This window comes from Sorangium sp. So ce385, from assembly GCF_051474135.1.
Taxonomy (GTDB): Bacteria; Myxococcota_A; Polyangia; order Polyangiales; family Polyangiaceae; genus Sorangium; species Sorangium cellulosum_D.
Map to the genome: position 1 here is coordinate 11,598,904 of NZ_CP150337.1, position 24,436 is coordinate 11,623,339.

General features: G+C 71.7%; 16 protein-coding genes. 9 read left to right on the forward strand and 7 right to left on the reverse strand.

The window, feature by feature from the left end; genetic code table 11:
* Nucleotides 1–36 precede the first annotated feature (36 nt).
* On the reverse strand, nt 37–909 hold the full coding sequence (locus tag WME83_RS42420; RefSeq protein ID WP_437315403.1) for a CDP-alcohol phosphatidyltransferase family protein: 873 nt from the start codon (nt 907–909) through the stop codon (nt 37–39).
* Nucleotides 910–1,110: 201 nt separating this feature from the next.
* Between WME83_RS42420 and WME83_RS42425 the strand changes: the two genes are divergently transcribed.
* Nucleotides 1,111–1,479, forward strand: a complete 369-nt coding sequence (locus WME83_RS42425; protein WP_437315404.1) for a PDZ domain-containing protein — start codon at nt 1,111–1,113, stop codon at nt 1,477–1,479.
* Between the two features lie 16 nt (nt 1,480–1,495).
* Here WME83_RS42425 and WME83_RS42430 read toward each other — a convergent pair whose 3' ends face one another.
* A complete protein-coding gene (locus WME83_RS42430; RefSeq protein ID WP_437315405.1) occupies nt 1,496–1,891 on the reverse strand; it encodes a YbjN domain-containing protein in 396 nt (131 codons plus the stop codon).
* Nucleotides 1,892–2,324: 433 nt separating this feature from the next.
* On the opposite strand from WME83_RS42430, the gene metK reads away from it, so the two are divergent.
* On the forward strand, nt 2,325–3,587 hold the full coding sequence (gene metK, locus WME83_RS42435; protein ID WP_437315406.1) for a methionine adenosyltransferase: 1,263 nt from the start codon (nt 2,325–2,327) through the stop codon (nt 3,585–3,587).
* Nucleotides 3,588–3,926: 339 nt separating this feature from the next.
* Nucleotides 3,927–5,249, forward strand: a complete 1,323-nt coding sequence (locus WME83_RS42440; RefSeq protein ID WP_437315407.1) for a putative metal-binding motif-containing protein — start codon at nt 3,927–3,929, stop codon at nt 5,247–5,249.
* Nucleotides 5,250–5,295: 46 nt separating this feature from the next.
* Here WME83_RS42440 and WME83_RS42445 read toward each other — a convergent pair whose 3' ends face one another.
* The gene (locus WME83_RS42445; RefSeq protein WP_437315408.1) at nt 5,296–5,931 is read right to left on the reverse strand and encodes a phenylalanine--tRNA ligase beta subunit-related protein; all 636 of its coding nucleotides are present in this window, start codon (nt 5,929–5,931) and stop codon (nt 5,296–5,298) included.
* A gap of 25 nt (nt 5,932–5,956) precedes the next feature.
* Nucleotides 5,957–7,246 carry a phage head spike fiber domain-containing protein gene (locus WME83_RS42450; protein WP_437315409.1) on the reverse strand — a complete coding sequence of 430 codons (1,290 nt, stop codon included), beginning with the start codon at nt 7,244–7,246 and terminating at the stop codon, nt 5,957–5,959.
* A 199-nt stretch (nt 7,247–7,445) separates the two neighbouring features.
* Here WME83_RS42450 and WME83_RS42455 point away from each other — a divergent pair, with 199 nt between their 5' ends.
* Complete coding sequence (locus WME83_RS42455) at nt 7,446–10,085, forward strand: O-antigen ligase family protein (protein WP_437315410.1); 2,640 nt, start codon at nt 7,446–7,448, stop codon at nt 10,083–10,085.
* Between the two features lie 59 nt (nt 10,086–10,144).
* Nucleotides 10,145–11,407, forward strand: a complete 1,263-nt coding sequence (locus tag WME83_RS42460) for a hypothetical protein (RefSeq protein WP_437315411.1) — start codon at nt 10,145–10,147, stop codon at nt 11,405–11,407.
* Nucleotides 11,408–11,565: 158 nt separating this feature from the next.
* On the opposite strand, the gene WME83_RS42465 is transcribed toward WME83_RS42460, so the two are convergent.
* Nucleotides 11,566–14,838 carry an FG-GAP repeat domain-containing protein gene (locus WME83_RS42465; protein ID WP_437315412.1) on the reverse strand — a complete coding sequence of 1,091 codons (3,273 nt, stop codon included), beginning with the start codon at nt 14,836–14,838 and terminating at the stop codon, nt 11,566–11,568.
* Nucleotides 14,839–15,314: 476 nt separating this feature from the next.
* Here WME83_RS42465 and WME83_RS42470 point away from each other — a divergent pair, with 476 nt between their 5' ends.
* From WME83_RS42470 to WME83_RS42485, 4 genes are all read left to right on the forward strand, one after another.
* On the forward strand, nt 15,315–17,603 hold the full coding sequence (locus WME83_RS42470; RefSeq protein ID WP_437315413.1) for a GumC family protein: 2,289 nt from the start codon (nt 15,315–15,317) through the stop codon (nt 17,601–17,603).
* Nucleotides 17,604–17,616: 13 nt separating this feature from the next.
* A complete protein-coding gene (gene wzy / locus WME83_RS42475; RefSeq protein WP_437315414.1) occupies nt 17,617–19,185 on the forward strand; it encodes an O-antigen polysaccharide polymerase Wzy in 1,569 nt (522 codons plus the stop codon).
* A gap of 142 nt (nt 19,186–19,327) precedes the next feature.
* Nucleotides 19,328–20,593: a glycosyltransferase family 4 protein gene (locus WME83_RS42480; protein WP_437315415.1), complete on the forward strand. Its 1,266-nt coding sequence runs from the start codon at nt 19,328–19,330 to the stop codon at nt 20,591–20,593.
* The gene (locus WME83_RS42485) at nt 20,590–22,125 is read left to right on the forward strand and encodes a heparinase II/III domain-containing protein (protein WP_437315416.1); all 1,536 of its coding nucleotides are present in this window, start codon (nt 20,590–20,592) and stop codon (nt 22,123–22,125) included. Before WME83_RS42480 ends, WME83_RS42485 begins: the two co-directional genes overlap by 4 nt.
* A 63-nt stretch (nt 22,126–22,188) precedes the next feature.
* Here the strand turns inward: WME83_RS42485 and WME83_RS42490 are convergent, their stop codons facing one another.
* Both WME83_RS42490 and WME83_RS42495 read right to left on the reverse strand, forming a co-directional pair.
* Nucleotides 22,189–22,935, reverse strand: a complete 747-nt coding sequence (locus tag WME83_RS42490) for a class I SAM-dependent methyltransferase (protein WP_437315417.1) — start codon at nt 22,933–22,935, stop codon at nt 22,189–22,191.
* Between the two features lie 64 nt (nt 22,936–22,999).
* Nucleotides 23,000–24,427: an MraY family glycosyltransferase gene (locus tag WME83_RS42495; protein WP_437315418.1), complete on the reverse strand. Its 1,428-nt coding sequence runs from the start codon at nt 24,425–24,427 to the stop codon at nt 23,000–23,002.
* Between the last annotated feature and the right edge of the window lie 9 nt (nt 24,428–24,436).

A 24,436-nucleotide genomic window follows, 5' to 3' on the forward strand; every position in this document is an offset into this window, starting at 1 on the left:
GCGGGCCCGAGCTCGCCGGCGCCGCGGCGGCCGAGCTCAGGCCACGGCCAGCTTCCCGCGACGGGACGCGCCGCGGAGGAACCAGCCGTTCAGCACGATGACCGCGACGATCCAGACGACCCCGCCGGTCGCGAAGAAGACCTGACCCAGCCAGAGCTGGTCCGCGAGGAGCGTCAGCACCACCAGCGACAGGAACGCGTCCCCGTTCGATATCGCCCAGAGCGCGCCGATGAGGCGCGTGAGCGGCGATGTCTCCTCCCGGATCAGCTGTTTTACCTGATCCGCGCCGGTGGACGACCGGCTCCGCTCCGGGTCGAACCACTCGTGTTCGAACGCGAGGTGCCCCATCCGCCCGATGAAGACATCGGCGTGGGCAAAGAACGAGGACGACGGGCCGAGCGCCTCGATCTTGCTGCGCAGCACGTCCACCGTCTCATCGGTGCCCCGCTCGAAGATCGAGCAGTACTTGAGCTTGAAGTAGTCCGAGGAAAAGGAGCGCAGCGCCCCCTGGAGCAGCGCGAGCAGCAGGATGCCGTTCGTGGACAGGACGGCGCTCCACGGGCCATCGGGCGGCGGGTAAAGGTGGAAGTGCCAGAAGATGCCCGCATAAAGGAAGGTCACACCGAGCCAGTCCGCCAGGGCGTCAATGGCGTGCCCGGCGGGGCTCGCCATCCGCTTGGCGCGCGCCAGCGCGCCGTCCACGCAGTCCAGGATGGAGCGGAGCTCGAAGGCGAGCGCGCCGGCGGCGAGGTGCCGCGGATCATCGAACGTCACCAGGTACCCGGCGAGCGCCGCGAAGAGCGGCTGGACCAGCGTCACCTGGTTCGGGGTGACGGGCGTCCTCATCAGCGCTCGCACGATCCAGCGCGCGATCGGGTACCGGTAGTAGCGATTGAACGGGTCCTCCATGCGCATCTTCCAGCCGCCGGGCACGCCGCCGGACGGAGCGGCAGGCGTAGAGCTCTCGGTAGCAGCGCACGGTTCGGGCATCGGCGACTCCGGCGCGGACTCTAGGGCAGCTCCCCCCGAAGACCAACTGGATTGAGCGCTCCGCGGACGTCGTCCGACGATGAGGCGCACGGGGCGCCCCACGAGCGCTATGGTGTCCCCGTGGCAAGCAGGTCCTTCGGCGCGGCGCTCCTGCTCGTGGCCGCCGGTTGCGCGGCGGGCGTGGGGTCGATCGGGGCCGTCCTCGGGAGAGACAACGAGTCGCAGGCGCTCTACGTACGCGACGTACCGCGCGGGCTCGCCGCCGAGCGGGCCGGGCTGATCCCCGGCGACGAGATCCTCATGATCGATGGCGTCTACGTCCGGGATCTCTCCTCGGCCGAGGTGCGCGAGCGGCTCCGCGGCGCCGTCGGGAGCGCCGTCGAGCTCACGGTCGTCCGCGGGGGCGACGTGCGGCGCGTCCGCGTCGTGCGCAGCGAGCTGAAGGCGCACGAGGGGATCAAGCCGCGAGAGGAGCCGATCGTGCCGTGAGGCGCCGGGGCGCTCCTCACGGCGCGGCGAGCTCCACCAGCTCGGCATAGTGCTTGTTCGCATAGAACGAGAGCACGTCCACCGCGTCGCGCACCTCGCTCGGATCGAGGTCCTCTAGGCGGTACTCGACACTCAGGATCACGTCGCCCTCCTCGTCGGCCGAGAGCTTGGCCATGTTGATCTCGCGGTTCAGCTGGAGGAGGCGCCGCACGATCGCGTCGCCCTCCTCGGGCTCCATCGGGAGCCGCACGAACGGGATCACCGCGAAGACGACGAAGGGGGGCGAGAGCCTCACGAACAGGGGGAAGAGCCGCTCGGCCCCCTGGAAGTCGCTGCGCATCGTGTCGCTGGACACGACCTCCACAGCCCAGCCTTCACCCTCGAGGCAGGCCTTGATCTCGTCGAACGTCATGCGCGGCATCATAGCCGTTCGCGGCGCGCCACCGGGAGTGCGCTGGACCCACGGCGGGGCGGCCGCGCCGCGATCGCCCGTCCTCGCGGGCCGCCCGGCGCGATCCTCGCGCGCGGCGCAGCTCCTTCGCCTGGCGCCGGCGCGCGCCTTTCGCCGGCGCGCCCGACAGACGCGCGCCGGGCAGCGAAGTGCTGCCCGGGCAGCAGCGCGCGCCACCTCGCGCGCGGGGCCACCTCGCGCGCGGGGCCACCTCGCGCGCGGGGTGGCCACGCGCGAGCCGGCCCATTCGCGTTCGGGCCGCGCGAGCCGACCCGTCCGGCAGCTCGTCCGGCCGGCGCTTTTGTCCGCGGCCGGCCGCAGCCCGCGTTGACGGTGCCCCGCGCTCGAACTATGCGTAGAGGCCCGTTTTTCGAGCCCGCCGAAGGAGCGATTCATGCGCCGTTACCAGTTCACTTCCGAGTCCGTCACCGAAGGACATCCCGACAAGGTGTGCGACCAGATCTCCGACGCGATTCTCGATGGCATCATCGAGAAGGATCCGACGGCCCGCGTCGCCTGCGAGACCCTGGTCAAGACGGGCATGGCCGTCGTTGCCGGCGAGATCACGACCTCGGCGTGGGTCGACATGCCGGTGGTCGTGCGCAACACGATCAAGGACATCGGCTACACCGACGCCTCGATGGGCTTCGACTACGAGACATGCGCGGTGCTCACGGCGATCGAGAAGCAATCGCCCGACATCTCCCGCGGCGTCACCGAGGGCGAGGGGCTCTTCAAGGAGCAGGGCGCCGGCGATCAGGGGCTCATGTTCGGCTTCGCGACGGACGAGACGCCGGAGCTGATGCCGTCGCCGATCAGCTATGCCCACCGCCTCGCCCGCAAGCTCGCTGATCTCCGCAAGTCGAAGAAGCTCGATTGGCTGCGCCCCGACGGCAAGACCCAGGTCACGATCGAGTACGAGGAGCACACGCCCGTCCGCGTGAGCGCCGTCGTCGTGTCGACGCAGCACAGCCCCGAGGTCAAGCACAAGACGATCGTCGACGCCGTGCGGAGCCTGATCATCGAGAAGAGCATCCCGGCGAAGCTGATGGATCGGACCACGAAGGTGTACGTGAACCCGACCGGCCGCTTCGTGGTCGGCGGCCCCTTCGGCGACGCCGGCCTCACCGGCCGCAAGATCATCGTCGACACCTACGGCGGCATGGGCCGGCACGGCGGCGGCGCCTTCAGCGGCAAGGACCCGACGAAGGTCGATCGCTCCGCCTGCTACTACGCGCGCTACGTCGCGAAGAACGTCGTCGCGTCGAAGCTCGCCGCGCGCTGCGAGGTGCAGATCGCCTACGCCATCGGCGTCGCGCAGCCGGTCGGCGTGCACGTCAACACCTTCGGTACGGGCCGCGTAGGTGACGAGGTGCTCGAGAAGTACATCATGCAGAACTTCGACATGCGGCCGAAGGCGATCATCGAGCAGCTCGACCTGCTGAAGCCCATCTACCGCAAGACGGCGGCGTACGGCCACTTCGGGCGCGACGAGTTCAGCTGGGAGAAGACGAACCGGGCGGCCAAGATGGCCGAGGATCTGCTGCGCCCGACGCTCTCCGCGGTGCCCGCGACCGTGAACGGCTCCGGCAAGAACGGCTCCGGCAAGAAGGAGCCGAAGCGCAAGGGCAAGAAGGAAGTGGGCGCCGAGGCCTGAGCGTCCGGAACGTCCCGCCCGGCACCGGTCGAGCGGGGCAGATCGGGCGGCCCACGCCCCTCGAGGGGCCCGAGAGCGCCGGCGCGGTGGAAGCGCCGGCGCTCTTTGCTTTGTCGAGGCTCCGTCGATGCGGTCGCCCCTGCTCGGAAGCGCGCCGGACGCCCGCGCCTGGCCGGGAGCCGGTGCCACGATGTGGGCGTCCGACTCACAAAAAAGCACCGCGCTTCGCCGGGATGTGCTGACTGTTGCTGCGGCTTCTGCTGATAAAATCACCGCAGACTCCCGTATCGCCGGATCGACCTGAACCTCCTTGGCTCCATGCGACCTCGAGGAGCACCGATGACGCGTTGGTTGGATTTCTTGAGCCTCATGACCGCGGCGGGGTGCCTGAGCGTGGCCTGCACCGGGAACATCGGACCGGTGGGCGGCATCGCCGCTGGCGGGGAGGGCGGCGCCGGTAACGCCGCCGGCCCCGGCGGCAACGCGCCGACAGCGACGACCGACGCGACGACCATCACCACGGCGTCGGGCGGCGCCGGCGGCGCGGGGAGCGTGGGGGGCGCGGGGGGCATGGACTGCGGCGGCTCGCCGGACGACGACGCGGACGGCGACGGCTTCACGGAGCTGCTCGGCGACTGCGACGACTGCAACCCGCTGGTCAACCCGGGGGTGCTGGAGCTCGCGACGGTCGGCGGCGAGGGCGGCGCCGCGCCGGAGGCGATCGACGACGACTGCGACGGCACCATCGACAACCTGCCGGAGCCCTGCGACGGCGACATCCCGATCGACGACGCGGATCCGCTCAAGGCCGCGAAGGCGGTCGAGCTGTGCAAGATGTCGTCCGGGCCCGGCGACTGGGGGGTGGTCTCGGCGGCCTGGGTCATGGTCGACGGCTCGCCGCCGCCGGAAGGGGCGGAGCAGAACGCGAACTTTCACCTCGGGCACGGCATCCTGCCCAAGTTCGGGGCCAACATCCCGCCGAAGGCAGGCGCGCGGCTGCTCGCGCTCTCCAGCGGCACGGCGCGGCAAGCGAGCGACGAGGGGTTCGAGAGCCCGATGGGGTTCAACAAGAAGTACGAGGGCGAGTTCCCCGAGGGCTTCCCGAAGGACCCGCGCGACTGCGGCGATTTCGTGCCCTTGAAGCCGTCCGATCCGACCGCCGTCGAGATCGCGATCCGGGTCCCGACGAACGTCCGCGGCTTCTCGTTCAACGTCAATTACGTCACCTACGATTGGCCGCTCGTCTGCACCGAGTTCAACGATTACTTCGTCGCCCTCCTCTCGCCGCGTCCGCCCAACCTCATCGACGGCCACATCCTCTTCGACAGCAAGAGGAACGCGATGAGCATCAACAACGCCTTCATCGACGTCTGTACCTGCGAGGGCGGCCCGCCCTGCAACCTCGACGGCAGGGTGTACGCGTGCTCGAGCGGGACCAGCGAGCTGCTCGGGACGGGGTTCGAGGGCCGCGCGGGGACGAGCTGGCTCACCACCTCCGCGCCCGTGGAGCCGGGCCAGGTGATCAAGATCCGGTGGGGAGCGTACGACGCCGGCGATCACCAGCTCGACTCGACCGGGCTCGTCGACAACTGGGTGTGGCTCACCGAGAAGGACGAGACCGTGAGCACGATACCCGTCGACCGGCCGCCGCCGGCCCCCTAGCGACGAGGGCGCCCCGCGCCGGCGGCGGGTGAGCCGGCGCGGTCCTTCAGGCCGCGATCGGCGCGTCCGAGGTCGCCGCGCCGACGCCGGCGAGCAGCGCCTTGTACCAGGCGGCCGCCTCCGCCGCGCGGCCCGGCAGCGCGCGGCTGCCCCAGAGGACCGAGAGCGTGCGCGTCGTCCCCGCGTGCGTCTTGGTCCGCTGCGCGTCCTTCACGGCGTTCGCGCACGGGCCTTCTGCGTCGAAGACGCAGAGGAGCCCCGCGAGGTCGATCTCCTGCCCCGACGCGTTGAACACGTAGCGGGCGCCGGCGGGCGCGACGTCGATGCGGAGCGGCGGCCTCGCGCGGTCGAGATCGATCACGCTGATGGGCAGCCCGGTGTGCAGCGACACGGCGTTGCACGCGTCCACGGCCGCGTTGATGCTCGCGAGCGCGCCGCCCTCCGCGGCGCGGATGAGGTACTCGGAGGCCGGCTTGCCCCGGCCGGTCGGCTTGTAGCCGCCGTGCCGGAGCAGGTCGCGGACCGCCGCGCGCACGGCGTCGTCCGAGCGGAACGGGGCCGAGGCCTTGTCGGACAGGAGGGCGCGGAGGGCGTCGCTCTCCGGCAGCTCGCCGAGCGGCGCGGGGAAGGTCGTGACGAAGGCGGCGGCGTCGAGCAGCGGATGTGCCGAGATCGTGAGCACGCGGCGCACTCTACACCAGCCGCGCTCAGTGGACCTCGTAGAACTCGACGCGGCGTAGATCCGCGCATTCCTGGCTGCCGTCCGGGTCTCCCAGGACGTGGATGTGGCCCGACTCGGGGACGGGGATCGCGAAGGCGGCCGCCGGCTCCTCGACCGAGACCTGCTTCCCCTCCTCACCCTCGTTGAGCGCGACGCGCAGCGACAGCCCCGACGGCGCGCTCGAGACCTCGACGTGGAAGGCCTGCTCGCGCTCCCACGAGAGGCTCTCCGTCTCCAGGCTCGCGGAGCCGTCGGCGCCCGTCACGGTGATCACGACGGCGCCGTCCGAGGCGCGGAGGAACAGCCGTGTTCCGGAGTCGATGTAGAGGAGGTCGTGATCGGCGAGCTGCTCGCCAGAGGCGTAGTTGGGCGCGAACTCGAGAGTTGCCTTGAACCACCCCTTCCAGATCAACCATTCGGCGTTGTTCGCATACAACACGTCGGCCTCGCGCCGCCGCGCGCTGCCCGAGGTGGGGATGGCCGACGAGGGGTATCGGGCCGACTCGAGGTTCAAGAACGCGAAGCTCGCCGCGCTCCGCCGGGCGTCGTCCCCCGCCGCGGGATAGACCCAGATCTGCCCGGCGCGGGCGGTCTCGACGCCGGTGAAGTCGATGCGGCGCCACGCGCGCGCCGGCGCGGGCACCCTCGCGCGCTCATCGTTCTGGGCGGCATCGTCGAACGTGAAGGCCCGTATCCACGCGAAGTCGCCCTCCTCTCCTTCCACGTCGCCCACCCAGCCCGAGACGGCCGAGATCGACCCGTCGCTGCGGTCGACCGGCACGTAGGCCGCTGCCGCCTGCGCGGTGTCTTCATCGGAGACGCGCCCGGCGGACATCGCGCCGTCCGGCCCGCGCGCCTCCGCGAGGCTGGCCTCGTGGAACGTGCGCCAGGGGCGCTGCAACGGAGTCGAGAGCGGAATCCGGTTCTCGCGCGCGCTCTCGAGGCTGAGGCCAAAGGGGCCGTCGTCCCGGATCCGGCGCGCGCGGGCCGCGTGCGCGGGGATTCCGCTCACGAGGGCGCCCTCGCCGATCTGCACGGTCTTGTCCGGAGTGGGGCTCTCCAGCGTCAGCCACCCCGGAAGCTCGTAGATCCCCGGCTGCGCCGGGGTGCTCGCGGACCATCCGTAGAGCATCCCGTTCGGCAGGCCGTCCACGCTCCCCTCGCCGCCGCCCCCGCCGTCGCCCGGCGAAGCGGGGGCGGCGCCCGCCCCGCTCCCTCCCGTGCCCTGCACGTCGAGCGTGCATGCGGCCCCCGCGCTCGCGACGAGGACCGCCAACGGAAGGACCGTTGATGCGCGGCGGAGCGCGGCGGCTCTCATGGCGGGATGATTGTCCTCCCACTCTCTCGCTGTCAATCCTGGCACCGCGCCGATCGAGCCTGTCATGCCGTGGTCGATCCCGTCCCTCCGCGACCGAGATCGACTACCCTGACGGGCCGTGGATCCGGACTACCCCCGTTTGAAGCCGAGGTCGCCCATGGAACGCCGGCGCTCGACGAGCGCCGCGGCGTGGAGCCGACCAGGAGGCGCCGCGCCGCCGCTCGCCGAGCGGGTGATCCCGTGGCTCCTCGCGGCTGCTATCGCCGGATCCGTGCTCGCCATCGGCGCCGTCCATACGCCCACGCTGGCATTGGTGTCTTCGATCACGACGATCGCCGCCGCGCTGTCGCTCCGCGCCGGCGCGCTCACCGAGGGACGATCGTTGGTGAGGACGCTGCCGGTCCTCACGCTGCTCGGCCTGACCGCTTATACGCTGCTGCAGGCCGTGCCCGTGCCGCTCGGGTGGCTCGAGCGCCTCTCGCCCGCGAGCGCCGACATCTGGTCGCGCGCCCTGATGGCGCTCGGCGAGGCGGCGCCGCGGTACGCCAGCATCTCGCTCGATCCGGGGGCGACGCTGGTCGAGGCCGTGAAATGGCTCACGTATGCCGGCATCTTCATCGCCGCGGCCTTCGTCGGCGCGCGGCGCGGCGCGAGGCTTGGAATCACCTTCGTCTTCGGCAGCGCGTTCCTCGCCGCGCTCACGACGATCGCCCACGGGCTGCTCGGCGCGACGCAGGTCTTCGGCCTGTATCGACCGCGGTTCTCGGTCGCGGCGTGGCACATCGGTCCGCTGCTCAACCCGAACAACCTCGCCGGGTACCTGAACCTCGGAATCCTCTCCGGGGTCGGGCTGCTGCTCACGAGCCGGCCGCTCCTGCCGGCCTGGGCTGCCGGGGTCGGGATCACCACGATCGTCGGGGTCGGCATCATCGCGTCCTCGCGCGGAGGGCTGCTCGTGCTGCCGCTCGGCCTCGCCCTCTTCGCGCTGCTCTCGCGGCAGCGGCGCGGCAGGCGGCGCTCGGGCGGCCGCATCCAGCGCCCGGCGGCCTGGCTGCTGGGCTTCGCCATCGCCGGCGGCGCCCTCTTGGCCGCGCTCGCCACCACGAACCGCACGCTCTCGGAGATCGCGGACGACAACCTCAACAAGCTGTCGCTGTTCTACGCGACGCTCCCGCTGATCGCGGACCACTGGCTCTTCGGCATCGGGCGCGGCGCCTTCGAGACGGTGTTCCCCGCTTACCGGCAGGAGCCGGGGAACATCGTGTTCACCCACGCGGAGAACTTCGCGATCCAGTGGGCGGCGGAGTGGGGCGTCCCGGCGGCGGCCGCCGCGCTCGTCGCGTTCGGCGTCGCGTTTCGCCCGAGCAAGATCGCGCTCCGCGGGAGCACGGCGGCGCTGGGCGCGTGGGTCGGCTGCGTGGTGCTCCTCCTCCAGAACCTGCTGGATCTCGGGCTCGAGGTGCCAGGCGTCACCATCGCGCTCGCGGCGACCCTGGGCTCGCTCTGGGGCGAGGCCCACCGCGAGCGCCCGCGGCGCGGCGCTCCGGCGGACGAGGCCGACGCCGGGCGGTGGCGGCCGTGGCAGGAGGCGGCGTGCGCCGCCGCCGCCGGGGTCGCGCTGGTCGCGCTGATGCTCCGCTTCGGCTGGCGCGACGTCGATCACGACCGCCGGGCGCTCCGCGCCGTGAGCGACGCCGGGGCGGCGAGCGGCGCCGGCTGGCCGCGCTTCCGCGACGAGCTCCGCGCGGCGATGCTCCGCCACCCCGCGGAGCCGTACTTCCCGCTGCTCGGCGCGGTGACCGTGCTGCAGGGCCGGATCGAGAGCCCGATCCCGTGGCTCCAGCGCACGCTCGAGCGCTCGCGCCGCCACGGCCGCGCCCACCTCCTGCTCGCGGAGGTGCTCGCGTCGCGCGGCGCCAAGGAGCAGGCGCTCCTGAGCCTCCGCCTCGCGGTGGAGGACGACACCAGCGTCACCGGCGCCGCCGCGGTCCTCGCCCGGCAATGGACCGAGCGCTGGGACGAGCTGCTGCGGGCGGTGCCGGAGGGCAAGGCCGGGGTCGAGATGCTCGAGCGCATGGCGATCGTGGGGGACCGCCGGGAGGCGCTGGACGTGCGCCTGCGCTGCGCGGAGGAGGCGGTCGCGCGCGACCCTGCGCGCATCGGCGCGCGCTGGGCCGCGGGCACCGCGCTGCTCGCGATGCTGGAGGACCCGAGCTCCGCCCGCTGCGGCGGCGACGAGGCGCAGCGGGGCGCCTGCGAGCGGCAGGTCGAGGCGCACGCGGCGGCGATCCAGGGGGCGAAGAGCGACTCGTACCTCGCGGTCCAGCTGCGGGCGCTGCTCCTCCTCGCGCGCAAGAAGAGCGCGGAGGCGGAGCAGCTGCTCGCGGAGAGCTGCGAGCGGCTCGACAACCGGCTCGGCTGCCTCCGCCAGCGGGTCGTCGCGGCGTCGCAGCTGGGCACCTCCGAGCGGCTCCTCGCGGCGCTCCGCGACCTGATGCCGGCCGCGTGCAGCTCCCACGCGGAGTGCGCGTCGGCGGCGACCTGGGTCGGCGACCTGCTCGCCGGGCGCAAGGACTACTCGTCCGCCGTGACCTACTACGCGCGGGCGGCGCAGGACGAGCCGACGGAGGAGCGCCTCCGCAAGCTCGCCGACGCCGCGAGCGCGGCCGGCGCGCACGTCGAGGCGGCGAGCGCGCTGGAGCGCCTGCTGCAGCGCCGCGGCGGCAACGACGCCGAGCTGCGCCGGAGGATCCTCGACGAGCGGGCCAAGGCCCTGGCGCCTACGCTCTCGCCGTAGGTAGACTGCGCGCCCCCTGTGGTCATGCGCGCCCCTGTCCGCCTCCAGCGAAGCGCCTCGTGAAGCTGTCGTCGTTGCTGCGCGCCCTGATGCACGGGGGCACAGGGGTCGCGTTCGCCGTCCTCCTGCCGCGGGCCCTCTCGCTCGCCGCGCAGTGGGTGCTCGCGCTCTCGTCCCAGCCTGCGGCCCTCGCCGCGCTCGCCAACTACATGTCGCGCGGGATGGTCGTCGTCTCGCTGGTCCACGCCGGCCTCTCCCCCATCCTGGCGCGCCGGACGCGCGCGCTCGCGACGAGGGCGGGCCGCGCGCTCGCCGGCGGCGCGCTCGCGATGATCGCCGCGATCGCCTTCAGCATCACGCTCGCCCACGAGCTCGCCCTCGGGCTGGGCGGTACGGCGGGGCTCATCACCGCCTTCTTCAGCGCGTGCTCGCTGCTCGCCGCGGCCTCGCCCAGCCTCTGGCCGCTCTTCCAGCGCGAGGGCCGGTACCTCCGGTCGCTCGCGGTGCTGCTCGTCTTCTCGCCTGGCGCGTCGATGCTGGGCGCGCTGGCCGGCCTCCCCGGCGCCGTCGCCACGGCCATCGGGCTCGCCGGCGCCTCGCCCGCGCTGCTCCTGCTGCGCCCGACCCGGCTCCGGCGCGCGGCCCGTTACGCGATGAGCATCATCCGGCGGTCGATCCCGTACTCGATCGCGACCTTCGCGACGGTGGTCGTCTATCCCATCTCGCTCAGCGTGAACCAGGAGCACATCGGCGAGCATCGCGTCGGGCAGCAGGTGCTCTACTGGTCGTTCGCCCTGGCCCTCTCGAACGCCTCCCAGGCGTTCGCCGCGCGCGCCGTCTCGGGCGCGAGCAGCTCGGGAGACGAGGCGACCTGGCAAGCGCGCGCCCTGCGCGCCTGGCTGCCGTCGGCGGTCGCGCTCTGGGCCGTCGGCGCGCTCATCTACGCGCTCTTTGCGATCCCGATTCCCTGGATCCCCCATACGGGCGCTGCGCGAGACGCCATGACGGCGACGATGCTGGTCTCCGTGGCGGGCCCGCTCGTCACCGACACCTTGTGCGTCTACTTCTCCGGCCCGCGCTCGCGCCGCGCGCTCCCCATCGGCAGCGTGCTGAGCAGCGCCTGTGTGGCCGGATGCCTCCTTCTGGCGCCGGCGCCCCTGGTCCGCCACTTCGGCGTGTTCGGCCCGTCGGTGCTGGTCGGCGTGGCGCGCCTCGCCTTCGTGCTCGACGCGCCGGTGCGACGCTACACGCTCGGAGCGATGTTCCTGCTCATCGCCGCGTTCGCCGCCGCGCTGGCGCTCGGGCAGGGCGTGAGCTTCTAGAGCGGCGGTCACCCGCTTCGGATACGGGCCCATCTCGACGTTTTCGGTGCTCAGCGCACTGGAGTGCGCTTCCGCGCCGAAAACGCCGAGCTGGACCCGTCTCCTGTGCGGGTGACCGCCGCTCTGTAACGCATGTACCAGAGCGGGCGAAAACCGCTCTAGGACCGCCCGGCGCTCGCGCGGCGGCGCGCCGGAACGGCCGCCGTGGCTCGGGCCCTGCCGAGGGCGAGGAGCGCGAGCGCGACGCCGCCGAGGCCAGCCGCCCACGAGGCGCCGGGCTGCCCGGGCGCCTCGGAGCAGGCGCAGCCCCGGCCATAGAGGAGCGTGTCCAACGGCAGCGCGCCGTCGGCGCCGCCCGTGCCGGGCCCACCGGCCCCCGCCCCGCCGGCGCCGCCAGCGCCCGCGCCGCCAGCCCCACCGGCCCCGCCGCCGCCACCGCCAGCGCCGGCCCCGCCGGCGCCGGCCCCGCCGGCCCCCGCCCCACCGGCGCCGTCCCCACCGGCGCCCCCTTCGCCCTGCGGCATGCGCACGATCACCCCGTCCGAGCCGCGGTCCGGGGAGAGCCCCGCCGCGGAGACCGCGCGGACGCCGACGTAGTACTTCGCCCCGTCGAGGAGCGGCAATCCGCCGATGGACGCCTCGGAGACGTCGCCGACGTCCCGCCACGGCGGCGAGCTCACGTAGTTCCCCTGGCCGCCCACGACCGCCACCTGGTACGACGTCGCCGCCGGGACCTTCGACCACTTCACGTGGAGGGTGTCTCGGGTCTCGATCTCGTCAACGTCCTCGCTGGGGCTCGCGATCGGGTCGATCTCCCAGACGAACTCGGGCGCGGGCAGGATCTCGTGCCTCAGGTTGTAGAGGTAGCCGTCCGCGACGCTCACGACGATGTCGTCGTGGCCGTCGCCGTCGGTGTCCGCGAGGATCGGCGAGCCGACCGGCTCGCCGAAGGCGTACGACCACAGGAGGCGCTCCGAGCACGCGTCGACCGCGTAGAGGAAGCCGTTCGTGGAGCCGATCACGACGGCGGGGCCCGCGGACGGGAGCCCGGTGAGGTTCTGCGAGATCGCGGCGTCGCTGAGCTGGCCCATGACCGCGCCCGCCTGCTCCGCGGCCTGCTCGTCCGGGAACACGGCGTCGCCGGCGAGCACGACGGAGCTCGACTGGCCGGCGCCGGGGCCGTCGAGCTTGGTGAACGTGAGGCGCGCCGGCTGCAAGTACGAGCCCTCGACGAGGAGCGACCTCCCCTCGCACCTCGCGATCGCGCCGTGCGGGTACGGCCGGCTGTTCGCGGGCCCCTTCCAGAGCGCGGAGCTCAGATCGTGCGGCAGCGTCCGCTCGGGGTGGTACCCCCCTTGCAGCGTCATCTCGAGCTGCTCGTCGCCCGACACGTCCGCGAGGATCGGCATGAAGTAGGGGAACCGCTCCGTGCTCTCGCGGAGGGCGCGGCCGTCCCGGCCCGACAGCACCCGGGCGGAGTTGATCGCCACGACCACGTCCTCCCCCCCATCGCCGTTCCAGTCGGCGATCGCGACGGCCTGCGTCCCGGCCGAGGCGCTGAAGTCGTCCTTCCATCGCACCCCGCCGCTCCGATCGAGCGCGAGGATCTCGGTGCGGTAGGCGGCGTCGACCGTGAGCGCCACGAGCTCGGGCGCCCCGTCGCCGTCGAGGTCTCCGTGCAGCACGTCCCACGCGGGCGGCTTCTGCACCGCGGTCTCGCTCGTCTGCCTGCCGTTCGCGTCGAGCGCCACGACGGCGTACCTCGGCGGATCGACGAGCGGGTGGCGCCGCCGGAAGCACGCGAGCGTCGCCGGCGAGCCGTCGTCGGCGGGCCAGATCGAGGCGCCGAACGCGTCGACGACGCGCCAGGCCGCCTTGGCCGGCGCGACGTTGCTCGCGTCCTCGGACGCGACCCGGACGAGATCGCCCCGGCTGTCGACGACGACCACGCTGTCGGCCGTGTCCCCCGGCGACAGCTTCGCCGCGATCGGCGCGCGGCCGAAGTTCACGTAGGCGCCGGGGCCGGCGAGGTAGCCGCCGACGCGCAGCCCCGGCACGACCTCGCGCCCCTCGTGCACGAGGTTCGTCGGCGCGAGCGAGGCGTCGAGCAGCGTGAGGAAGCCGTCCTCGCGGGAGACCATGAGCCGCGGCGACCCCGGAGACGTCGCCGCCGGCGCGTCGAGCGCCCCGACGCCGACGCCGAGGTCGACCCGGTAAGCCGCGGCCGGCGAGGCGCCGTCCGCGCGCGTCGCGTACGCGGTGACCGCCACCGGCGCCGAGGTCGACTCGAGCACGAGCTCGCCGCGCCCGTCGCCGTCGAGATCCGGCATGATCAACGACTGGCTGAGCCCTGTGTGCTGCGCGCGCTCCCAGTCGTACCGCGTGCGGACCAGCTCCCCGTCGAGCGACCAGAGCCGCTCGACCCGCTGCCCTGCCGCGCGGCTGAACCGGAACGCCGACACGCGCTCCTCGCGCGAGGTGAGGATCCACTGCTCGGCGCCGGCCTCTCCCGGGACCGCTCCCTGCACGATCTCGTCGGGGATGACGGCGAGCTCGGCGCCGGTGGCCGCGTCGAGCACGAAGGACGTCCACGCCTCGCCCGTCTTGCCGCTCGCCAGCACCTCGAGCGCGCCGTCGCCGTCGAGATCCCAGGCGAGGCGCGTCGGCGCCCGGGCGTCGCCGCCGTCGTTGGGGCTGAGCGTCCTCCGCCAGGCGACGGCCAGCGACGGGCTCTCGCCCGGTCTGTACGCGAGCAGGGAGACCTCGCGCGCCCCCTGCGCGCCGAACACCCGATTCTGAAAGCAGAGCGCTTGCTGGCGGCCCGGGGGGTCGCCCAGCGTCACGGCCTCGCACGTCGCGCCCCCGAGGTGCGCGCCGACGATCGCGGACTCCGCGAAGACGTCCCCAGCCCCGGAGACGAAGAACAGCCGTTCCTGAGAGGACACGAGAAGATCGGCGATTCCGTTCCCGTCCCAGTCGCCGACCGTGTCGATGGCGGCGTTGCAGCGCGAGCGCCGCGGCGGGGGGGGCAGCGTCTCCACGGCGCTGAACCCCCGCGCGAAGCTGTAGATGACGCCCGGGCTGTCGGTCTTCACCGCGCAGCAGCCGCACTCGTCGAGGAACAGATCGAGGTGGCCGTCGTCGTTGAAGTCCGCGAGGCGCGCTGCTCCGAGCACGCCGAGCTCCGTGGCGTGCTCCATCCAGAGGACGACTCCGCTCGCTCCATCGAGCACGGCCGCCCCGGCGCCGGTCACGGCGACCACCTCGAGCAGCCCGTCCCCGTCGAGATCCTCGACCGCCTGCAGCCCCCGGAAGTCCATCGAAGGGGTCCTCCAGCGGGTGAAGCCCTGCGGATCGGAGAGCGTCACGCGCCCTCCGGAAGCGAAGAGCAGGTCGACCTCGCCATCCTGGTTCACGTCGCCTGCGAACATGCTCCTCGACGTGAGCGCGCCGCCCAGGTACGATCGCCAGTAGGGAGCCGGCTTGGCGATATTGCTCGTTGACGGTGTGGCGCCCGTGCGCTGCGGGTCGTGACGGGCAGATGGCCAGTCTGCGAACGCGTCATTTCCCGCGAGAAGAAGCGCGGAGCACGCCGCCATCGCGCCTGCACGCGTTACCATCGATGACCGTGTCATTCTGCTTGTCCTCAGCGAGCGAGCGTAGCGCTGCGCACGCGGCCGAAGTGTAATCCATCCCGGAGGAGCGGCAGCTGCGAGCAAAAGTCCTCCCAGCGCGCACTCCTCCGCGCCGCCGCCCGGCGTTCGGGCCGTGGACAGCCCGACGTGCGCATGTTATACTACATCCCCGCCCAATTCGGAACGCCGGCTTGAATTTTGGGGACTTGGGGGGCACCTTAGCCCTCCGCGCGGACCCCTACCCTGGGAAACGCGCTTAGCGCGTACGACTTATGGCTGACGAATTCAGAGCCCCCTCGCCTTCCCTGTCCCCCAGCGACGCTTCGGCCGAGCGCTCGTTCGATCTCGTCGCCGCCTGGCGCATCGTCAGCAAGCACTGGGCCACCGCGCTCGCGACGATGATCTTCGTCGCCCTCAGCGTCACCTTCTACACGCTCGGCCAGAAGAAAATTTATCAGTCGACGGCGACAGTGCTGTTCGATCCGAATCCTCCGAGGCCGCTCGGCCGCGGGGTCGACGCGGTGGTCGACATGGGCGCTGGGTCGTACTGGAACAACCGCGACTATTACGAGACCCAGTACAAGATCATCCGTTCGACGCGGGTGGCGCTCGCGGTCGTCGCCCAGCTGAGCCTGCAGAACGACACTTACTTCCTGGAGAACCTCCCGAAGGAGGCGGCGGCCCCCGCGCCCAAGTCCGTGACCCCGGAGGAGGCCGCGGATCTGCTGCTCGAGCGGCTCTTGGTCGAGCCGGTGAAGGACAGCCGCCTCGCGATCGTGCGTTACAACGATGCGGATCGAGAGCGCGCGCAGCGCGTGCTCTCGACCCTGATGGATGTGTACATCGAGCAGAACCTCGATGAAGCGCTCGCCTCGACGAACTCGGCCGTCGACTGGCTGAGGACGCAGCTCGACAAGCTGAAGAACGACCTGGAGGCGAGCGAGACCTCGCTCCACGAGTACAAGCTCAGCAACAACATCCTCGACGTGGACTTCGAGGATCAGACCAACCTGCTTCGCGAGGAGATGAAGCAGATCAACGACGCCCTCACGTCCGTGCGCACGCGACGGGAGGAGTTCACCGCGCGGAGCCTCGAGCTATCGAAGGTCGACCCGAACAGCCCGACCGACCTCCCCGCCTCCGAGCTCATCCAGAGCCCGGTGCTCCAGATGCTGCGGGCGCGGCAAGAGGAGTGCGTCCGCGAGCGCGACTCGCTCATCGGCTCCGGCAAGGGCGAGAATCACCCGGACGTCCGCGCGGCCAACGAGCGGATCGCCGCCAACAGGAGCGCGCTCATCGCCGAGGTCAAGAACGTCCAGGGAGCGGTGAGCCGCGATCTCGCCATCGTGAAGCGCCAGGAGGCGGGCCTCGCGACGCTGCTCGAGAACGCGAGGAAGCAGGCCTTCGAGCTGAACTCGCTGAAGATCGAGTACGACCGCCTCCGCAGGACCAAGGACAACACGGAGAAGCTCTACCAGCTCGTGCTCGAGCGCACGAAGGAGAGCGACCTGCAGCGGATGATGCGGGTGAACAACATCCGCGTCCTCGACCGGCCGAGCCGCCCGGTCGAGCCCCTGCGCCCCCGCGTCGCGACCAACATCGCGCTCGGCATCTTCGCCGGGCTGCTCCTCGGGATCGTGGCGGCGCTCGGGCGGGCGTTGCTCGATCGCACCCTGAAGACGCCGGATGAGGTGGAGCGGGAGCTCGGGCTGCCCCTCCTGGGCCTCTTGCCGGAGTTCGACAAAGGGAACAAGCGGGAGGCCGAGCTCCGCAGGGCGAACCGCCGCGGCAGGCGCGCTGCCCAGCTGGGCCGTCGCGAGCTCGTCGTCCACGATCAACCGAAGAGCGGGATCGCCGAGGCCGCCCGCGCGATCCGGACCAACCTGCTCTTCATGGCCCCCGACCGCCCCTACAAGACGCTGCTCATCGCGAGCGCCGGGCCCGCGGAGGGGAAGACGACGGCGGTCTGCTGCATCGCCGTCGCCATGGCGCAGGCAGGGCAGAGGGTCGTCCTCATCGATTGCGACCTCCGCAAGCCGCGCCTCCACCATATCTTCGGAAAAGGCATGGAGATCGGCGTCACGAGCGCGCTGCTCGACGACTCGGTCATCGACGACGAGAGCGCGCTCAAGACGGAGGTGGAGAACCTCTACGTCATCCCCGCGGGCCCCATCCCGCCCAACCCGGCGGAGCTCCTGCACAGCGATCGCTTCAAGGCGCTGCTCCGCAAGCTGCAGGGCCGCTTCGACCGCGTGCTCATCGACAGCCCTCCCCTGGTCGCGGTGACCGACGGCACCGTGCTGTCCACGTTGGTCGACGGCACCGTGCTCGTCGTGCGAGCGGCCATCACGACGCGCGACTTCGCGCGCCACGGGATCCGGGCGCTTTACGACGTCGGGGGCAAGACCGTGGGGGTCGTGCTGAACGCCGTCGACTTGAACCGGAAAGAGTACGGCGTCTATCACTACTACGGTTACAAGAGCGACGGTTACTACCAGACGCCTGCCGAACCGGCGCCCGGGAGCCCCGCGGAGCCGCCTCCGCCGCCCCTGCCGAATTGAGGAGCGCCGGCCCTTGCTGTCCTTGAGGCTCCCCGGCGGTCGGGGGCTCCCCCGCACCCGCGGCGCTCGTCGCGCTGTCAAGACAGCCCCCGACCAGGCGAGGGCGCCGCGCGTCCGGCTCTGGGCGGCGCTCCTCGTCGCCGCCCTCGCGGCGCTTGGCCCCATCCTCGAGGGGTCGCTCGGCGACGGGCTCGGGTGGACGATCGGCCTCGTGATCCTGATGCTCGTCCCGTCGCTCGCGCGCGCCGGCGGTCCCCGCTTCCATCCGCTCGATCCGGAGACGTACGTGCCGGTCACGTACTTCCTCAGCGTCGCTTACACGCCCGTCCTGCGCCTGCTGATGTCCAGCACACTCCATCTGTCGAGCCGCGACGAGGCGGCCATGGAGGTGGCCTACGCCGGCGCAGCCGGATGCGCGCTCGTGTGCACCGCCCTGAGCCGGCCCCCCGAAGCGCCGAACCTGGAGCGCCTGGTGCCGATGCAGAAGCCGAAGGCCATCCTGGACCAGGACTGGGGGAACATGGTGGTCGGAGTGCTCGGGCTCGGGCTCGTGTTCGCGTGGATCGCCTCGATCGGCGTGAGGAGGTTCTTCACGTTGAGCTACGCGGACACCTACCTCGAAGGGTTCGGCAAGGGCATCCTGATCTCGGGCTGGTACCTGATCCAGCTCGCGGCCGTCTACTTCTTTCTCCGATTCGCGTCGCTCCGCAAGGCCCGCCTACGGGTCCCGACGCTGGTGTCCGTCGCCGGGGCGTCGTTCCTCCTGAGCTTCCTGATCTATACGGCGACGGGGCGGCGAGGCGCTCTCATCTTTGCCGTCGCCTCCGTCGGGCTCGGGCTGCATGCCTTCGGTATCCAGATCCGGCGCCTGTGGCTGGCCATCGGCGTGGTGTGCGCCATCTTCTACGGAATTGCGATCGACGGCTTCCGCTTCAAGCAGGGCAGCGGGCTCGACGCGCAGCTCGAGTCGGCGGCCGCGCGCCTCGAGCAGACTGAGAACGTGCTGGATATTGTCGAGCTCCAGCGCGTCTACGACAACCTCGCCAGCATCGTGAACGAGAAGCCTCCCCTCGTGAACTACCCGGGCGAGAGCTGGATCAACGCCGTGCTCATCCTTGTTCCCAGCCCGCTCTGGCAGGACCGGCCGCTCGCCCTGTCGCAGCGCTATGTGATGTGGAAGGATCCGGACTTTGCGCGCAGCGGCGGCGGCTACGCGATGAGCGCCGCCGCCGAGGGGTACTTGAACTTCGGCCTCGTCGGTACGTTCATCCAGATCTCGATGATGTGCGGCGTCTTCTTCATGTTGCCGCTCGTCGTGGCAGCCGCGCGCGAGACGTCGCTCCTTGGCCGGGCGACCGGCGCGTGCCTCGCGTCCTTCGCGTACAATCAGTTCCGGGGCGAGCTCACCGCCCTGCTCAAAATCACGCTCACGCTGGGGATCGGGGTCCTCGTGGCGCTCGTGACGGCCTCGTTCGTCAAGCACCTGCGGCGCAAGCTCGCTGCCATGGGTACAGTGCGCCATGGACCTGAGCGGCCCCTGCGCCACGCACGCCTCGGCCAGCCGTCATCGTCGGGCCCGTAGGGCTCCTGCGTCGCCGTCCGGGTGCCGGCGGCCCGCTCCGCCTCGGTCCGAGCCTGCGGCGGCCGCGGGCACGAGCGGCTCCGCCAGGAGAACGGACGAACCAACCCCCAACGAGGACATGGCCTGAAGCGCCACGCAGATCATGCGCATCCTTTACGTCTCCCCTTACTTCCCACCCGAGCCGGGCGCCCCCGCGGCGCGCGTCTCGGAGCTCGCCCGAGCCTGGCGTCGCGCCGGACACGAGGTCACCGTCCTCACAGGCCTTCCGAACCACCCCACCGGCGTCGTCCCGCCCGAGTACCGAGGTCGGGTCCGCATCGAGGAGGACTTCCATGGAGTGCGGGTCCTCCGCACGTGGATTTACGCCGCCCCCAACCGGGGCAAGGTGCGGCGCTCGCTGGCGTACGGGTCGTTCGCCGCCTCCGCGCTGACGCTCGCGCAGCTCGCGTTGCCTCCGAGCGACGTGCTCATCGCGACGAGCCCCCACTTTTTGACGGCCGTCGCCGGCTACGGGCTCGCCGCGCCCCGCCGGCTGCCGTTCGTCTTCGAGGTGCGCGATCTCTGGCCCGAGTCCATCGTTGCCGTGGGCGCGCTCCCGGCAGGGCACCCGGTCGTGCGTGGGCTCACGGTCGTCGAGGAGCAGCTCTACCGGGTGGCCGACGAGATCGTCGTCGTCACGCAGAGCTTCCGCGAGCGCCTCGTCGCCCGGGGCGTGCCCGCCGACAAGATCGAGGTCATCCGCAACGGCGTCGATCTCGGCCGGTTCACGCCGTCGCCGCGCGACACGCCGCTCCGGGCGAAGCTCGACCTCGGGGACCGCCTCGTGGTGGCGTACGTCGGCACGCACGGGATGGCGCACGGCCTCTCCGCGGTGCTCGACGTGGCCCAAGGCCTGCTCGCGCGCGACGACATCCGCTTCCTCTTCGTCGGAGAGGGGGCGGAGCGGGCGAGCCTGGAGGCGCGCGCGCGTGAGCTCGGGCTCACCAACGTGACGTTCCTCGGCGCGCTCCCGCGCGACGCGATCGCCGAGGTGTACGCCACCGCCGACATCTGCCTCGTTCCCCTGCGCAAGACCGAGCTGTTCGAGACCGTGATCCCCTCGAAGATCTTCGAGATCCTCGCCATGGCGCGCCCGGTCGTGATCTCGGTCGACGGCGAGGCGCGGCAGATCGTCGAGGAGGCGCGCGCCGGCATCTTTGCTCCGCCCGAGGACGTGCCGGCCATGACCCGGGCCATCGTCGAGCTCGCGTCCGACGCCGACAGGCGGCGCCGCATGGGGGAAGCGGGGCGGTCCTACGTCATGCGTTCGTTCGATCGCGACGCGCTCGCGCGCGACTACATCGAGGTGCTGGAGCGCGTGCTCCTTCGTTCGGGCTCTCGAGGAGAACAGGAGAGAAGCAGGGCATGAACCTCCCGCGCATGGCCCGTACCGTGGCGCAGCTCCATCCGATTCAGGTGCTCGCCCGCCCGCTCGCGCTCGGTCAGCGCGCGCTCGGCAAGGTCCCCACGTCGGCGCGACCTCCGCGCGTCCGCCCCGGCTTCGCCCCGCCGCGCGCGCGCTTCGCGGCCTTCGCGGACGCCGAACGAGCGCGCGGCGGCGCGCGCCTGGCCGCGATCCCCGAAGGATCGCTGCTGCATGCGTACGAGCGCGCCTATGGCTACGAGCTCGGGGCCGATCCGACGCTCGAGGCCCCGAGCGTGTGGGACGACCCCATCGCGTCGCATCCGTTCCCCGCCTCGGTGCGCGCCCGCCGGCTCGCGGTCGCCGCGCGCCTCGGGCGTCCTGGGCTCTCGGCCGAGCTCGGGCGCGCTTGTCGGGCCATCGCGCTCGGCCTCGAGCTGCACCTGCTCGGCAATCATCTGGTGGAGAACGCCATCGGGCTCGTGTGCGGCGGCGCGGTGACCGAAGGGCTCGAGGCCGAGGCGTGGTGGAAGCTCGGCTCGGCGCTCCTCGCCTGGCAGCTGCCGGAGCAGTTCCTGGAGGACGGCGGGCATTTCGAGCTCTCCGCCTCGTACCACCTCGCGCTGACGGCCGCGCTGCTCGAGGCGATCGAGCTCGCGCGAGCGTCCGGGCGCGAGGTGCCCGAGCTCTGGCGGACGACGGCGGAGAGGGCGCTCTCGTGGGCCGCGGCGGTCCGCGCTCCGGACGGCACCTATCCTCTGTTCAACGACGCCGCGCTCGACGCCGCGCCCGAGCTCGACGCCGTCCTCGGCCTCGGCGAGGAGCTCGGCCTCTTCGATCCGGCCCGATCGCCCGGCGCCGCGCCGGACGGCGCGCCGTCGCTCCATCGCCTCGCCGCGACCGGCTGGGTGATCCTGCGCTCCGGCGCTGGGGCCTGGCTCGCGTTCGACGCCGGGGCGGACGGGGCGTCGTATCAGCCCGGGCACGTGCACGCCGACGCGCTCACGTTCGAGCTGTGGATCGGGGGCGAGCGCGCCGTCGTCGATTACGGCGTCTCCAGCTACAAGGCGGATCGCGATCGGGAGGAGACCCGGGCCACGCGCGCGCACAACACCATCGAGCTCGGCGGCGCCGACTCGAGCGAGGTGTGGAGCGCGTTCCGCGTCGGCCGCCGTGCCCGCGCCGAGGTGCGCCGGATCGAGCAGGCCCGCGCGCACGTCGCCGTGGAGGCAGAGCACGACGGGTACCGGTTCCTCCCCGGAGCCCCCGTGCATCGACGGGCGCTCGAGCTCTCCGAGCGGGAGCTCGCGATCCACGACGAGATCCTCGGCGGCCAGACGAGCGGGAGCTCCCGGCTCAGGCTCGATGAGGCCGCTTTGCGGGCTCGATCGATCGCGATCGAGGGCAGAGCGCTCACGCCGGACCGGAGCTCGGGCGTGTGGTTCCCTTGCTTCCGGCAGCCGCGGGCGGCGGCGGTCTTCTCGACGAGCTTCCAGGTCCGGGGCGGCTTTCGCGGCGGGTTTCGCGTCCGGTGGTGACGCGCCCCGCCCGAGAGCGCCCGGCCGCGACGACGAGCTCGCGGCCGAGCGCGAAGGCGCGCCCTACTCCCGGACGAGGCTCCCCGTGAGCGTGATGCGGAACGGCGCGAGCGCATCGACCCTCGCCAGCAGCACGTGCAGCGCCACCGCTGCCTGGTGGATGCCGGGGAAGAACACCGTATAGGCCGGGTGATCGACCCCCGTATAGAGCTTGTCCACGCGGAAGCCCGCCTGCTTCGCGATGCGGCGTACGGCCCACAGGGTGTTCATGCGGAAGTAGGTCTGGTACGGCTTGGCGTTCTTGCTGCCGCTCCACCTGCGCAGCCGGCCCACATAGAAATCGTGGAACCACTGCGGCGTCAGGTGCGTCGCCAGCCCCGAGTACGAGAGGAGGTTGGGCGCTGTGAACACGAAGCGCCCGCCTGGACGCAAGAGGCGATGCGCCTCGCGCAGCACCGCCTCAGGGCTCTGGAGGTGCTCGAGCAGGTGGTCCGCGGCGATCACGTCGGCGCAACCGTCCGGCAGCGGGACCGACTCGCCGAACGCGCAGATGTGCTGTGGCGCCGGGTTCCTCGCGAGCGCCTCCTCGTCCGGATCGACGGCGTAGATGGTCTTTCCGTCGAGCGGCACCGTCGCCACCTTGCCGAACCACAGCGGCCCGCAGCCGAGGTGGATCACGTCCTTCGCTGGGAGGACCGCCTCGTCCACGAACCCCTGGTAGACCTTCCAGTAGTGCGGGCGATCCGTGAACCGGTAATAAAGCGCGTTCGCCTTTGTGTTGAAGTCGACGACTTTACGAATGAGCTCCACTGTATCTCCTGGGTCGTCCGACGGGCCCGGGCATACGAGCTCCGAAAGCCGCTGGACGAAGGGCTCAGACCACCGACAGGCGCCCCTGGGGAAGCGGCTCCAGCGTGCGCGAGGACGGCCGGCGCAGCAGCAGCCGCTCCGCCGAGTCGGCCACGAGCTGCAGCAACATGTCCGCCTGCGGGTTGACCGCGCTCTCCTCGCTGTCCCAGCGGAACCGCAGCTCGACGGTCTCGCCCCCGAGATCGAAGGTGAACACCGCGGCCACCGCCTCGCGCAGCTGCAGCGGCGTCGCCACGTCCCGCGTCCAGGTCCAGGGCTTCACGCGCGCGCTGCCGTTCGCGCCCTTGGAGCTCACCTCCATGGCCAGGAGCCGCGCCTCGGCCGCGAAGCGCTCGAGCACCACGCGCAGCCGCTCGGGCCCGCTCGCGGTCTCGATCTCGAGCAGCGCCCGCGGCACGGCGCGGCGCAGCGCCTCGACGACCGCCTCGCGCGAGCGCTTGGAGGCGGCGGGGCGCGCCCCGAAGAGCGCGAACGAGCCCGCTGCGCGCACCACGATGAAGAGCACCGCGCTGCAGGCCACCAGCGCGAAGCCGATCTCGTGCGAGCGGCCGACGTACGCCACGAGCGCCACCACGGTGAAGAGCAGGCTGAGCCCGTAGAGGATCAGCACCGCGCCGCGGTGCGAGTGGCCTTTATCGAGGAGCTTGTGGTGGATGTGCGACCGGTCTGCCGAGAAGATCGGCCTTCGGGCGATGAAGCGCCGCACCATCGCCGAGATCATGTCGAAGATCGGCAGGCCCAGCGCGAGCAGCGGCACGAGGACCGCGAGCGCGGTGCCCCCCTTGGCCGTGCCCACGCCGAAGAGCGGGATCGCCGCGAGCATGAACCCGAGGAACATGCTCCCGGTGTCGCCCATGAAGATCGTCGCGGGGTGGAAGTTGTGGAACAGGAATCCGACGATCGCGCCCGCCAGCGTCGCCGCCAGCAGGCAAATCACCAGGTTGCCCGGGTAGCCGCCCAGGTATGCGGTGATGAAGTTGGCGACGCACGCGAAGAAGCCCACGCCCGCGGCGAGCCCGTCGAGCCCATCGATCAGGTTGACCGCATTGATGATCGCGACGAACCACGGGATCGTCACGAGAAAGGACAGCGGCCAGAAGGAGACGTGGCCGAAGTACGGCAGCGTCACACACTCGAGGCGGAGCCCGCAGATCCACGCGATCGACGCGGCGAGGATCTGCGCGAGCAGCTTGTGCCGCGCGCGCATCCCCTTGGTGTCGTCCCAGGCGCCTGCCGCCGCGATCGTCAGCCCGCCCGCCAGCAGGCCCACGACGAGCGAGCGCTGCGAGAACCACTGAAGCGCGATGTCGGTTTGCAGCGCCACGAGGATGAAAAGCGGAAGCAAAAAACCTGCAACGATCGCGAGCCCGCCGAGGCGCGGGATGCGCCGGGTGTGCACGCGGCGCGCGGTCGGCTCATCGACCGCCCCCACAGCGAACGC